Source organism: Streptomyces sp. NBC_00442 (assembly GCF_036014195.1).
In the GTDB taxonomy this organism is placed as follows: domain Bacteria; phylum Actinomycetota; class Actinomycetes; order Streptomycetales; family Streptomycetaceae; genus Streptomyces.
The window spans coordinates 1,431,792-1,444,625 of sequence record NZ_CP107918.1 but is presented as its reverse complement, the minus strand read 5'-3'; the positions used below and the strand labels follow the sequence as shown (position 1 = coordinate 1,444,625).

Sequence of the window (12,834 nt, the reverse complement as noted above, 5' to 3'; positions counted from 1 at the left end):
TGAAGGCGGCGCGCAACGGCGCCGAGGTTCTGGCTTCGCTCGACCTTCTCGGGCCGTGCTGTCGCCCTCCCGTCACCCGAAGTCGGCAACGTGGTCGACGGCCCATCGGGCGAAGGTGCCGGCCGGCCGGCCAGTGAGGCGTTCGACATGGTCGGTGACGCGGTGCGACTCCGGTCGGTTCGCCGATGCGGCCAGCAGCGCCTCCACCAGTCGTTCGGGACGACCGTCCGCGAGCATGCGGGATCGGGCAAGGTCGGCGGGAAGCGATTGGAAGCTCAGTCGGCGTCCGAGGACGGCGCCGAGTCGGGCGATTTGGTCGGCTCGGCTCAGCACCTCGGGTCCGGTCAATACGTACGGGGGGAGAGTCGGCCGGGCGTCGTGGGGCGCGAGCAAGACGGCTACCGCCGCATCGGCGACATCGCGTTCGTCGACCACGGCCGTGCGCGCGATGTCCGAACCCGCGATCACGTCGCCGGCCCGCAACTGTGCCGCCCACCCGCGGGCGTTGGAGGCCAGCGTGTCGCTGCGGAGCACGACGGGGCGTAGCCCGGCATCGCGCAGCAGGACTTCCATGTCGGCATGCACCTGAACGATGGGATCGCTCTGCTGGGCGGCTTCGTCGTCTATGGCTGTCGAGGACACGTATACGACGCGGGGCGCCGCCGCGACGAGCTCCGCGACCAGTTCGTGGGCGGGGGCGGAATCGAGCAGCGGCCACAGGAGAAGGACCGCGTCCATGCCCCGGAGCGCGTCGCGGAGCACCGTGGGGTCTGTGAGGTCGCCGATCACCGGCTCGACTCCAGGGCGCGGACGGGTGGTGTGACGGCGCACCAGGCATCGCACGCGTGCGCCGTGTTCCTGGAGGCGGTCGACAACCTCACGGCCGAGGCTTCCGGCGGCGCCGGTGACGAGGACCGATGCATGGTGATGGGTGCCCGTGGGGCGATGGGTGTCAGGCATGATCGAGACGCTAGGGGTTCAGGTCGACATGAAGGCAAGGCGTGTGTGATGCGGACGATCGGAAACGCAGCCGCGGAACTCGGCGTCGAAGCGCACGTGTTGAGGCACTGGGAGGATGTGGGGGCCCTCACCGTGCGCCGCGACGGCAATGGTCACCGCATCTACGACGACAGCGCTCTGGAGCAGGCGCGCACCGTGCTGAAGCTGCGGCGCGTTGGTCTGTCGTTGCCGGACGTCATAGCGGCCATGACGCCGAGGAAGCAGGCGGCACAAGCGGTGGTGAGGGCGAAGATCGCCGCGCTCGAAGGTGAGATCGCCCGAGCGCAACAAGCCATCACGTTCCTGCGGCACACCGTCGAGTGCCGGCATCGGTATCTCGATGACTGTCCGGACTGCGCGCACTTCGTCCGCGAAGCCTGAGCCGACCTGCCCCCTGGGGAGCTTGTGCCGCGCGGCCTCGTCGGCCCCCAGAACCAGCCACCCCGTCTCAAGATCATCCAAGCGTCCCGCCTCCCGATCTACGATGCGAACGGATCCCTGGTACGCACCGCACTCGATCAGAAGGCTGAACCGCAATGAACGACACGTCAGTTGCCGCAAGGAACGACAAGCGAGTTGTCATCGTCACCGGTGCCGGGTCCGGGATCGGGGAGGCCAGCGCCCGGTTGTTGCGGGAAGGGGGGCATTGCGTGGTGGCCGGCGGGCGGCGGGTCGAACCGTTGGAGCGGCTCGCTCGGGAGAGCGGAGCGCTGGCGCACCCCTGTGACGTGGGGACCCCCGAGGCCGCCGACAGTCTCGTGCGCGCCGCCCTCGACACCTACGGGCGGCTCGACGGCGTCGTCCTCAACGCCGGTATCGGGCGCGGCGGAACGGTCGGTGACATGTCCCTGGACGACTGGGACGAGGTCATGCGGACGAACGTCACGGGACCGCTGCTGCTCCTGCGCGCCGCCATGCCGCACCTGATCGACACGCGCGGCGCGGTGGTCTCCGTCGCATCCGTGTCCGCGCTGCGCAACGGCCGCGGCAACGCACCGTACGCCGTGTCCAAGTCGGCCCTGTTGCAGCTGGCCCGTTCCGTCGCCGTCGACTACGGGCACGTGGGAGTGCGCTCCAACATCGTCTGCCCCAGCTGGGTGCGGAGCGAGATGGCCGACCGGCGCATGAGCCGTTTCGCCGAGGAGGCCGGCCTCGGGGGCGGGGGCGCCGAGGCCGCGTACGCCGAAGCCACCCGGCTCCTGCCCATGGGCCGCCCGGCCGAGCCGCGCGAAGTCGCCGAAGCCATCAGCTGGTTGCTCTCCCCGGCATCCTCCTACGTCAACGGTTCCGTGCTCACCATCGACGGCGGAGCCACCGCCCTCGACCCCGGGACCCTCGCGTTCGACTTCCGGATCACACCGCGGGACGAAGCCGCGCTCTGAGGCCCACGGCCCGGCGCGGGTGTCACCCCGGCGCGGACGTGACGCGCGCGAACGTCACCCCGATCGCACCGCACCCGTGGCGCCGCTGCCCGACACGGCAGGCCACATCCGGGCGATCGCGAGCAGGGTCACCGTGCTGCCGCGGTCGACGCCGGGCAGCGGGCGCGGCGCGGAGGGCGGCGCGCCCGCCAGCTTGGCGCGCCGTGCCTGGTCGAGGGCGCCGGCGAGCGCGGCAGCCGTCAGCCGGTCGCCGTACATGCCCGCGTGCCGCGCCCGCAGGAGCGCCTGTTCGTACGCGTCGGGCCTGACGTACTGCTGAAGCTCCAGCATCGCGTCGTACGTCTCGATGGTCTGGCGGTGTGCCTGGAGGGACAGCGGGGAGCGGGGGCGCAGCACGTCCTGGACCCGGGACCGCTGCGGTCTGGTCAAGGTCACCTGAGGTACGGCGACGACCAGATCGCGCCACAGCGGCCACAGCGCCCACGTCGTGCGCAGGTCCGACGCCGACCTGGCGCACGCGGTCGCGGTGGGCACGAGGAGCGACGCCGCGCGGAACAGGCCGTGGACGCTGATGACCAGGGAGAGGTAGGGGAGCGTACCGGCGGTGTGGAAGCACAGGTTGAACAGGTAGCCGCTCCAGAACACGATGGCCAGGACGCTTCCCGCCGCGAACAGCCGCAGGGACCATACGAGATCGCGGTCGTCGGCGCGCCTGCTGTAGTCCCAGCAGACGACCACGGCGACGGCGTCGCCCAGCAGGTGTGCGGCGACGAGGATCAGCCAGTACAGGGTCGACGGGTCGGCCGGCCCCTGCAGGGCCATCAGCGAACCCGACTGATCGATGCCGAACCGGTCGAGCACGAGCAGCGAACCCATCGCCGCGGCGAGGCCCGCGACCACGGTGGCCTGAAGCCGGCGCGAGCGGGTGGAGTCGACGACGAACAGGAGGACGAGGCCGGCGCTCAGCACGCCGAGCACATTGCGGGTCAGCGACACCAGGTGGGCGCCCGCCCCGGCGCTCATGAGCCACTGGACGACCCTGGGCTGGAACAGGGTGATGGCGATGGTCGCCGTGAGGACGGTGAGCCACAGCCCGCGCTGCGCGGGACGGCGCAACGCCGGAAGGGCCCGCCAGAGCAGGGCGGCCCACAGCACGAGGACGCCGAACAGGCCGATGAAGTCCGCCAGTTCACGCACCACACGATCACTCGTCACCGGCGACCGTCAATCCCAGGAAGGCGCCGAGCCGTCCCATCGGGCCCGCCAGACGGCTGGGCTTCCCCGAACTCTGGATCAGGCTGGCGATCATCTCCGCTTCCTGCTCCTCGCGGGTGGTGTAACTGCTGCGCGCCATGAGGCGTTTGACGAGCTGCGGCTGGAGGTCGCCGTCCGGCGGACCGGCCGGGCCGTCGGCCGTGGCCGCGACGTCACGGCGGTGATCGCACAGCACATGGCCGATTTCGTGCAGGACGATGTGCTCGCGGTGCAAGGGCGCGGTCCTGGCCTCGTAAAAGATGTAGTCGGCGGTGTCGGTGCCGAGCCAGAGTCCGCAGACCCCGCTCAGTGCGGCCTCCTCCGGCAATTCCCGCAGGACCAGGCGGCGGCCCCGGAGCTCCTCCACCCGCGCGCAGACGGCGTCGAAGGGCAGGGAACGCTCCACGCCGAGATCACGCAGGATCGCGAGGCACCTGCGTTGCAATTCCTCGTACGCGCCGGTTGTCCGCACTGGCTCTCTGCCGCCTTCCACTGTCGCGCCTTCCACTGTCGCCGGGCACAGCACGCTGGAAGGGCCCTCTCCACGTGCACAAGCGGGTGTCTTCGGGGGCCGTCCGTCGGGACCACGGGGCGGGCCTCACATGCCTCACAAGACGGGGCGGTGAGCCGGGTCCGTTCTGATGCGTCCGGTCGCTCCGAGGTGCCGGCCCGCTCCGAGGTGTCGGTCCGTTCTGGCGCGTCCGTCCGTTCTGGCGCGTCCGTCCGTTCCGGGGCGTCCGACGGCGCGTTCGCGCCGGCTCCTGGTGGGCAGGGCCCGGGGTGCCTTCTCCCGGCGCCTCCCGGCGGCTCCGGGGACGGGCGCTCGAACGCCCCGGTGACAAGCGCCGGGCATACCGCCGAGACGTCGCGGCGCGGCCGGCGGATGGTGTGCGTCGGCGTCGGCCCTGGCGTTCCCGCTCATGTCTCCAACCCCCGTGCGCAGGGACCGCTTTCCGGCCCTGACCGACTTTCTGCCACCCCAGCGTAATGAGCCGTCCGCCCTGTCGAACGTACGAGCCCGGCCTCCCGCCCGTGTTTGGCGCAATCCTGCCGTTGGTTCCGCCCGCACCTCGTACCCCGCGCCCCGGATTCGTACCCGCGGACGGACCTGGGCGCGAGGGGGTTCCCTGCCGGGCCGGACACGGCGCCGCCCGCCCCCGGGGTGGTGGTCGGGGGCGGGCGGCGGGCCGGGAAGGGCCGGGTCACGCGGTCGGACGCTCACATGGTCACACGAGGTCGAACCGGTCCAGGTTCATGACCTTGTCCCACGCCTTGACGAAGTCCCGTACGAACTTCTCCTTCGCGTCGTCGCTCGCGTAGACCTCCGCGACCGCGCGCAGCTCGGAGTTGGAGCCGAAGACCAGGTCGGCGCGGGTGCCCGTCCACTTGACGTTGCCCGAGCCGTCACGGCCCTCGAACGTGGACTCGTCCGAGGACGTCGACTTCCACGTCGTGCCCAGGTCGAGCAGGTTGACGAAGAAGTCGTTGGTGAGCGAGCCCGGGTTCTCGGTGAGGACGCCGTGCGCCGACTGCTGGTGGTTGGCGCCCAGGACGCGCAGGCCGCCGACGAGGACGGTCAGCTCGGGGGCGCTCAGGGTCAGCAGGTTCGCCCGGTCGAGCAGCAGGAACTCGGCCGGCAGGCGGTTGCCCTTGCCCAGGTAGTTGCGGAACCCGTCGGCCGTCGGCTCGAGCGCGGAGAAGGACTCCACGTCGGTCTGCTCCTGCGAGGCGTCCACGCGGCCCGGCGTGAAGGGGACCTCGACGGAGGTGCCGCCGTCCTTCGCGGCCTTCTCGACGCCCGCCGCACCGGCCAGCACGATCAGGTCGGCCAGCGAGATCTCCTTGCCGCCGCTCTGCGCGGAGTTGAAGGACGACCGGATGCCGTCGAGCGTGCGCAGGACCGCCGCGAGCTCGTCGGGCTCGTTGACCTCCCAGCCGATCTGCGGCTGGAGACGCACGCGCGCGCCATTGGCGCCGCCGCGCTTGTCGCTGCCGCGGAACGACGACGCGGAGGCCCACGCCGTCGAGACGAGCTGGGCCACCGTGAGGCCCGAGCCGAGGATCTGCTCCTTGAGGGAGGCGATGTCCTGGGCGTCGACGAGGTCGTACGAGCGGGCCGGCAGCGGGTCCTGCCACACCAGCTCCTCGGCCGGCACCTCCGGGCCGAGGTAGCGCACGACGGGGCCCATGTCGCGGTGGGTCAGCTTGAACCACGCGCGGGCGAAGGCGTCGGCGAACGCCTCGGGGTTCTCCAGGAAGCGCCGCGAGATCTGCTCGTACGCCGGGTCGAGACGGAGGGCGAGGTCGGTCGTCAGCATCGTCGGGGCGTGCTTCTTCGACGCGTCGAAGGCGTCCGGCACGGTGTCCGAGCCCGCGCCGTCCTTCGGCCGCCACTGGTGCGCGCCCGCAGGGCTCTTGAACAGCTCCCACTCGTAGCCGAAGAGGATCTCGAAGAAGCTGTTGTCCCAGGCGGTCGGCGTGTCCGTCCAGATGCCTTCGAGGCCGCTGGTGATCGCGTCGGGACCCACGCCGGTGCCGTGGGTGTTCTTCCAGCCGAGGCCCTGCTGCTCGAGGGAGGCGGCCTCGGGGTCGTTGCCCACCGACTCGGAGGGGCCGGCGCCGTGCGTCTTGCCGAAGGTGTGGCCGCCCGCGATCAGCGCGACGGTCTCCTCGTCGTTCATCGCCATGCGGCGGAACGTCTCGCGGATGTCACGCGCCGCGGCGATCGGGTCCGGGTTGCCGTTGGGGCCCTCGGGGTTGACGTAGATCAGGCCCATCTGGACCGCGCCGAGCGGGGTCTCCAGCTCGCGGTCGCCGGTGTAGCGCTTGTCGTCGAGCCAGTTGGTCTCGGGGCCCCAGTACACGTCCTCGTCGGGCTCCCACACGTCCGCGCGCCCGCCGCCGAAGCCGAAGGTCTTGAAGCCCATCGACTCCAGGGCGACATTGCCGGTGAGGACCAGCAGGTCGGCCCAGGACAGGCTCTGGCCGTACTTCTTCTTGACCGGCCACAGCAGGCGGCGGGCCTTGTCGAGGCTCACGTTGTCCGGCCAGCTGTTGAGCGGGGCGAACCGCTGCTGACCGGCACCGGCGCCGCCACGGCCGTCGCTGATGCGGTACGTGCCCGCGCTGTGCCACGCCATACGGATCATGAGCGGGCCGTAGTTGCCGAAGTCGGCGGGCCACCAGTCCTGCGAGTCCGTGAGCAGCGCGGCGATGTCCCGCTTGACGGCGGGGAGGTCGAGGGACTTGAAGGCCTCGGCGTAGTCGAACTCCTCGCCCAGCGGGTTGGACACCGCGGGGTTCTTGGCGAGGATCTTCAGGTTGAGCCGCTCCGGCCACCACTGACGGTTTCCGCCGCCCTGGGTGGGGTGCGGGGCGCGGTCATGCAGGACCGGGCAACCGGTCGTGCCCTCCGTCTTGGGGTCGGTGACGATTGCATCGGGGTTCTCGGACATGGCAATCCTTCTTGGCTCGGTGGATCACGGTGCTCAGGAACTGCGGGCTTGTGGGCCTGCCGGGGCGGGCCCCGGCGGGCGGTGCCGGTCTCCTCCGTCGCGCGCTCGCACGGGCGGACGTGGCCGGCGGGGCCCCGGCTCGGCGGGCGGCCGGGACGGGCCGTGACGCGGCGCGCCCCGCAGCCGGAGAGCCGGGCAAGTGGAGGGCCGTGTACACGACTTGGCAAAGACTACGGCCCACATGATCACGCGTCCCGGAAGCCGTCGCGGTGAGCGTGGGGTGACCGTCCGACCGGGGCCCGGTGACAGCCGGGGCGGCCGGGACCGGGGCGGCCGGCAGCGGTCCGGCCTGCGGCGGTCCGGCCTGCGGCGCGCGGCGGACGGCACGCGCCCGCGGCCCGGTGTCCCGCGCCTTCGCGGCGGCGATCCCCCATCACGAATGCGTCTCCTGGTGATGTGTCGCAGTGGTGGTGTGCTGGAGCCTTCTTGTCCCTAGGCTATCGGTGATATCGATCCTACGATGGACCAAATCCAAGTCAAGAAAAACACCAAATCCATATCCCTTCGGAACGCGGCCGTCCCCTCCGGCACACTGCGCGTATCCATCCAACCCCGAACCGTGGACAGGTGAACGGCATGAGTGACCTGCTCGAACGGCTGCGAGGGCGCGGCTGGCGGATGACGTCCCAGCGGCGTGTCGTCGCGGAGGTCCTGAACGGCGACCACGTCCATCTGACGGCGGACGAGGTGCACGGCCGCGCCGCCGAGCTGCTGCCCGAGATCTCCCGGGCGACCGTGTACAACACGCTGGGCGAGCTCGTGTCGCTCGGCGAGGTCATGGAGCTCTCGACCGATGGCCGCGCCAAGCGCTACGACCCCAATGCCCACCGCCCGCACCACCACCTGGTGTGCTCCGGCTGCGGCACCATCCGCGACGTCCACCCGGGCGGCGACCGCCTGGCCGACCTCCCCACGGAGGAGCGCTTCGGCTTCACGCTGTCGCGGGCCGAGGTCACCTACCGCGGGCTGTGCCCGTCCTGCGCGTAGCCGACGGGCGGCTTTCCCGCGCGTGGCCGACGGGCAGCTCCCGCGCGTGGCCGACGGGCGGCCCGGTGGCGCCCGGGTGGGGCGCCCTGAGTGAAACGAGTCATGACCGACACTCCCGCAGCCGTGTCGAAGTTGGGCTGAACGGGTGAGCGGCGTCATCATGGCCGGATGCAAATACAGCACGTGGGCGAGGTGGTCCGGTGAGCAGGTACGACGTCACCGACGAACAGTGGGAGGGCCTCGCCCAGGTCGTTCCGCTGCGCGGCCGCAACGAATGGCCGTCCAGAGTCGACCACGAGACCATCCCCGGCGACTACGCCACGGCCGAGCAGCGGCGCTTCGTCGTCCTGCGGGTGCAGATCTTCGCCGACGCCCGCGAGGTGGCCGACTACCTCATGGCCCAGATCCCGGTCCTGCTCGACCTGACCGGCGCGGACCCCGAAGTCGCCAAGCGGATCCTCGACTTCAGCACCGGTGTCGTGTTCGGCCTGGGCAGCGGAATGCACCGCGTCGACCGCAACGTCTTCCTGCTCGCGCCGGTCGGCACCGAAGTGGAAGGCGTCGCCGCGGCGGCCCTCCCACAGCCCTGATCCCCGTCCCCGTCCCTCATTCGTAGGAAGGTCGACGAGGCGGAACGGTTCGTCAGTTTTCGGGCTGCGTACGGTCCGAGCCATGACCACCAACAGTGACAAAAACAGCCGGCCCGATCGACCCACCGTCACCGAATTACGGTTGTCCGCCTTCAGGACGCACCGGGGGGCGGCCATCCCGCTCGGCCCCCTCACCCTGCTCACGGGGCCGAGCGGCAGCGGCAAGTCCAGCGTCATCGAGGCGTTCGAGGCGCTCGCCAGACTCGGCTCCGGCGCCGCGCTGGGGGCCGTTTTCCGCGATCCCGTCGGCTGCGTGCCGGAGCGCGCCGACGCGGACGCGCAGGGGCGGCGCGGCTTCCGTATCGGCTGCACCGTCGACGGTCCGGCCGGTCCGGTCCGCCTCGACCTCGCCGTGCAGGCCGAACCGGAACTCCGCGTCGTCGGCGAACGTCTGACCAGTGAGGGACAGACCCTCCTGAGCACCGCGCTGCGCGACCCGAGCCGCTCCACCGTCCAGGCGGCCTGGCACACCGCGGGCGCGGTCCCCGTCACCCGTGCCCCCCTTCCCGACGACCGTCTCGGCACCGCGCTGCTGCCGCTGCGCGTCGCGGGCAAGACGGAGGGCCAACGGCACGTCCTCGCGGCGGCGGAACAAGTCGTCGTCGCCCTGCGCTCGGTGTTTCCCTGCGACCCCCAGCCGCAGGGCATGCGCGCCCCCGTCGTGCCCACCCAGGGGGCCGCGGGCGGCCGCTTGCGGCGCGGCTGCGACAACCTCGCCGAGGTCCTGCTCCGCACCCGCACCGAATGCGGCATCCGCCACGGCCGTCTCGTCACCGCGGCCCGTGCCGGCTGCCACGGCACCGTCACCGGCCTGACCGCCGAAGAACTCGCCGACGGTACGGTACGTGCCGTCCTCGCGCGCGGCGGAAACCGGCACGGCACCCCCGTCGGACGACTCGGCGAAGGCGAACTGCGCTATCTCGCGCTCGCCCTCGTCCTGCTCACGGGTCCCGGCGTCCTCGCCGTCGACACCGTTGCCGAAGTGCCCCCGGCCATGCAGACCCTTACCGTCCTCGCCGACGGGCTCGACCGCGCACTCGACCCCCGTCAGACCCGCGAACTCATCGCCCTCGCGGCCGAGATGTGCGCGAGGGGCCACATCCGGCTCCTCGCCGCGGTCGGCAGCGCGGACGGGGCCCGGGAAACCCACGGGGCGACAGTGGTAGACCTGCAGCCGTGACCCAACTCGACGTAGCGGCCCTGCAACGCAGGCTCGCCGCATTCGCCGCCGCCCGCGACTGGCAGCAGTACCACACCCCCAAGAACCTCGTCGCCGCCCTCAGCGTCGAAGCATCCGAACTCCTCGAGATCTTCCAGTGGCTCACGCCGGAACAGTCGGACCGGGTGATGAGCGACCCGGACAAGGCCCACCGCGTCACGGACGAGGTCGCCGATGTCCTGGCCTATCTGCTCCAGTTCTGCGAGGTCCTCGGCATCGACGCCCTCGCGGCGCTCGCCGCCAAGATCGACCGCAACGAAGTGCGCTTTCCGGTCCCTGAACGTCCGAAGCCCCCGCTCGGCCCGCCCAACTCGCCCACGAACACGGAGAGTCACTCTTTTGAGTGACCGAGATGCTCACAATCGCCTTGCTGTGCACAGATTTCCGATTTCCTCTGGCTTTCCGGGCCGGGCAAGCTCACTCTAGGTAGTGGACACGAATGCCGGGTCCGGCACAGGAAACGGGGGCATCGGATGGATGCGGTAAGGCTCTTAAAAGTCAGCCGGCACGCACTGACCCAGAGTCGGGCGGTGCTCGACATCGTGGCGGAGGCCTGGCAGGCGCAGGCACTCGCCCAGTCGATCGGCGGCCACCTCGCTGCCACCGGTCCGCCGGAGCTGAGAGGCGAGGCCCGCGGCCTCGGCGAAGCCGGCAGCCGGGGCTGCGCGGTCCTGGACCACCCCGGCCTCCGGCGGGCCGCAGTCAGAGCCACTCAGCTGTCCGAAGTGGGGGACGCGGCGAGCGCGTTGACCTCCCTGGCGGAGCTTCTGGGTGACGTCGCCATGGCTCTGGTCTCGGTGGCCTGCGCCACGGACGACGAGAGCCTGTACTGGCAGTGCATGGAGGCCATCGACGCGGCCGACGAATCCACCGACCGCGTCCGCGGAATGCTGCGCCGCCTGACCGTGCGGAGCGAGGAGAGATCGACCGGGGTGCTCCGCGACTCGACGACGGGTCCGCCCTGAAGGGGCGCGGAGCCGGGTCCGTCCCGGCTCCGCGGCGCCTCCGCGCGGGCAGCTCTTGCGGGCCGGGTCCTGGGGAGCGGCCCTGAGACGGGCCTGTGGGGCCGAGGTGGGCCGGTGGGGCCGAACGTGCCGCGTCGCACGGCAGGCGGCCAGGAACGCGTCGGCACTGTCGGGGGTCCCGCCGCGCGGCAGGGCGCGCGGGGCTCGCGCCGAGAGCGGGGCGTCGTGGGGGTGCGCCGCGATCGCCTGCAGGTGGTGCCGGGCCGATGCCGCGGCGACTGCGGAGACCCCCGCCAAGTCCAGCACCGGCGCATCGCCGGATCGCCGACCGACCGCCGGCCGCTCCCCACTCCTGTCCCGCCACTCCTACGGCTGAGGACTGCTCTGCTGCTCCTGGCGGCCCTCGTGTTCCGGGTGCTCCTGGGGCTCCTCGTTCCTGCCCGCCCGCGGCGTCTCGCTGGACTCGTCCGTCTGCGGGGCCTCGCCCGCTCCGTTCGCGTGCGGCGTGCGGTCGGCGGTGGTGGACTGGAGGTCGGCGTCCAGCTGGGTCAGGTCCGCGCTCAGCGCCGCCATCAGCTCCTCCATCTGCTGCAACAGCCCCTTGGGTGCACCCTTCTGCTCGGATGCGGAGTGCGCCGCCGACTGCTGCGGCACAGTCTGTTCCGGCACGGCTTCCTGGGACATGGCGGCCTCCTCGGCCCGAGCCCTCCGGCAGGGGCGGAGGGCGGAGAATCGGTCGACGTACCGGCCACGGCCGCCGACACGCGGGCCGGGCACTCCGGCTCCGCCCGAGCCAACGACCGTTGGGCCTCAACGTCACTGGTCAGAGGGGGCGTGAACCGCCAGAAAGGCCAATATTCACCCGACCGGGCATTCGTCACGGGAGTCGTGGAGGCAGGGTTGACGGCGGCTCCACGGTGCAGGATGGAGCCATGGATCTTCGCATCTTCACCGAACCCCAGCAGGGCGCCGGCTACGACACCCTCCTGACCGTCGCCAAGGCCACCGAAGACCTCGGCTTCGACGCCTTCTTCCGCTCCGACCACTACCTCCGGATGGGGACCGCCGACGGGCTGCCGGGCCCGACCGACGCCTGGATCACCCTGGCCGGGCTCGCCCGCGAGACCAACCGCATCCGCCTCGGCACGCTGATGACCGCGGGTACGTTCCGCCTGCCGGGCGTCCTCGCCATCCAGGTCGCCCAGGTCGACCAGATGTCCGGCGGCCGGGTCGAACTCGGCCTGGGCGCGGGCTGGTTCGAGGACGAGCACAAGGCGTACGGCATTCCCTACCCGAAGGAGAAGTTCGCCAGGCTGGAGGAGCAGCTGGCCATCGTGACCGGGCTCTGGGCCACCGAGGTGGGCCGGACCTTCGACTACCAGGGCACCTACTACCAGCTGAGCGACTCACCCGCGCTGCCCAAGCCCGCGCAGGCCAAGGTGCCCGTCCTCATCGGCGGGCACGGGGCGACCCGCACCCCGCGCCTGGCCGCGCAGTACGCCGACGAGTTCAACATCCCGTTCGCCTCCATCGAGGACAGCGAACGGCAGTTCACCCGGGTGAGGGCGGCCGCCGAAGCCGCCGGGCGCAGGGCGGACGACCTCGTGTACTCCAACGCGCTGGTGGTCTGCGTCGGCAAGGACGACGCGGAGGTGGCCCGTCGCGCGGCGGCCATCGGACGGGACGTGGAGGAACTCAAGGCCAACGGCCTCGCGGGCTCGCCCGCCGAAGTCGTCGAGAAGATCGGCAAGTACGAGGCGACCGGCTCGTCGCGCATCTACCTGCAACTGCTCGACCTCCACGACCTGGACCATCTCGAACTGATCTCGGCGCAGGTGCTGACCCAGCTGACCGGGGCCTGAC

The 12,834-nt window shown here is 71.4% G+C and carries 13 protein-coding genes; 8 read left to right on the top strand and 5 right to left on the bottom strand.

Features of this window, described 5'->3' with window-relative positions; genetic code table 11:
- Positions 1-72: 72 nt before the first annotated feature.
- On the bottom strand, positions 73-960 hold the full coding sequence (locus OG432_RS06435) for an NAD(P)H-binding protein (protein WP_328308612.1): 888 nt from the start codon (positions 958-960) through the stop codon (positions 73-75).
- A gap of 48 nt (positions 961-1,008) precedes the next feature.
- Here OG432_RS06435 and OG432_RS06430 point away from each other — a divergent pair, with 48 nt between their 5' ends.
- Together OG432_RS06430 and OG432_RS06425 are read left to right on the top strand one after the other, a co-directional pair.
- Positions 1,009-1,380 carry a MerR family transcriptional regulator gene (locus OG432_RS06430; protein ID WP_328308610.1) on the top strand — a complete coding sequence of 124 codons (372 nt, stop codon included), beginning with the start codon at positions 1,009-1,011 and terminating at the stop codon, positions 1,378-1,380.
- Positions 1,381-1,535: 155 nt separating this feature from the next.
- Positions 1,536-2,381: an SDR family NAD(P)-dependent oxidoreductase gene (locus tag OG432_RS06425; RefSeq protein ID WP_328308608.1), complete on the top strand. Its 846-nt coding sequence runs from the start codon at positions 1,536-1,538 to the stop codon at positions 2,379-2,381.
- Between the two features lie 54 nt (positions 2,382-2,435).
- Here the strand turns inward: OG432_RS06425 and OG432_RS06420 are convergent, their stop codons facing one another.
- The 3 genes from OG432_RS06420 to katG all read right to left on the bottom strand — a co-directional run bounded on the left by OG432_RS06420 (position 2,436) and on the right by katG (position 7,090).
- Positions 2,436-3,596, bottom strand: coding sequence for an MAB_1171c family putative transporter (locus tag OG432_RS06420; RefSeq protein WP_328308606.1), 1,161 nt, complete (start codon positions 3,594-3,596; stop codon positions 2,436-2,438).
- Positions 3,586-4,107 carry a regulator component gene (locus OG432_RS06415; protein ID WP_328308605.1) on the bottom strand — a complete coding sequence of 174 codons (522 nt, stop codon included), beginning with the start codon at positions 4,105-4,107 and terminating at the stop codon, positions 3,586-3,588. The genes OG432_RS06420 and OG432_RS06415 overlap by 11 nt, the downstream gene beginning before the upstream one ends.
- Positions 4,108-4,861: 754 nt before the next feature.
- Positions 4,862-7,090, bottom strand: a complete 2,229-nt coding sequence (katG, locus tag OG432_RS06410) for a catalase/peroxidase HPI (RefSeq protein ID WP_328308603.1) — start codon at positions 7,088-7,090, stop codon at positions 4,862-4,864.
- A 636-nt stretch (positions 7,091-7,726) separates the two neighbouring features.
- Between katG and OG432_RS06405 the strand changes: the two genes are divergently transcribed.
- The 5 genes from OG432_RS06405 (at position 7,727) to OG432_RS06385 (ending at position 10,971) form a co-directional block, all read left to right on the top strand.
- Positions 7,727-8,137 carry a Fur family transcriptional regulator gene (locus tag OG432_RS06405; protein WP_328308602.1) on the top strand — a complete coding sequence of 137 codons (411 nt, stop codon included), beginning with the start codon at positions 7,727-7,729 and terminating at the stop codon, positions 8,135-8,137.
- A 200-nt stretch (positions 8,138-8,337) separates the two neighbouring features.
- On the top strand, positions 8,338-8,727 hold the full coding sequence (locus OG432_RS06400) for a cell division protein SepF (protein ID WP_328308601.1): 390 nt from the start codon (positions 8,338-8,340) through the stop codon (positions 8,725-8,727).
- An 82-nt stretch (positions 8,728-8,809) separates the two neighbouring features.
- Positions 8,810-9,967, top strand: coding sequence for an AAA family ATPase (locus tag OG432_RS06395; protein ID WP_328308600.1), 1,158 nt, complete (start codon positions 8,810-8,812; stop codon positions 9,965-9,967).
- A complete protein-coding gene (locus tag OG432_RS06390; RefSeq protein WP_328308598.1) occupies positions 9,964-10,353 on the top strand; it encodes a nucleotide pyrophosphohydrolase in 390 nt (129 codons plus the stop codon). Before OG432_RS06395 ends, OG432_RS06390 begins: the two co-directional genes overlap by 4 nt.
- A 126-nt stretch (positions 10,354-10,479) precedes the next feature.
- A complete protein-coding gene (locus tag OG432_RS06385) occupies positions 10,480-10,971 on the top strand; it encodes a DUF6099 family protein (protein ID WP_328308596.1) in 492 nt (163 codons plus the stop codon).
- Positions 10,972-11,337: 366 nt separating this feature from the next.
- On the opposite strand, the gene OG432_RS06380 is transcribed toward OG432_RS06385, so the two are convergent.
- A complete protein-coding gene (locus tag OG432_RS06380) occupies positions 11,338-11,655 on the bottom strand; it encodes a hypothetical protein (RefSeq protein WP_328315372.1) in 318 nt (105 codons plus the stop codon).
- A gap of 248 nt (positions 11,656-11,903) precedes the next feature.
- Here OG432_RS06380 and OG432_RS06375 point away from each other — a divergent pair, with 248 nt between their 5' ends.
- Complete coding sequence (locus OG432_RS06375; RefSeq protein ID WP_328308594.1) at positions 11,904-12,833, top strand: LLM class F420-dependent oxidoreductase; 930 nt, start codon at positions 11,904-11,906, stop codon at positions 12,831-12,833.
- Position 12,834: the final 1 nt, after the last annotated feature.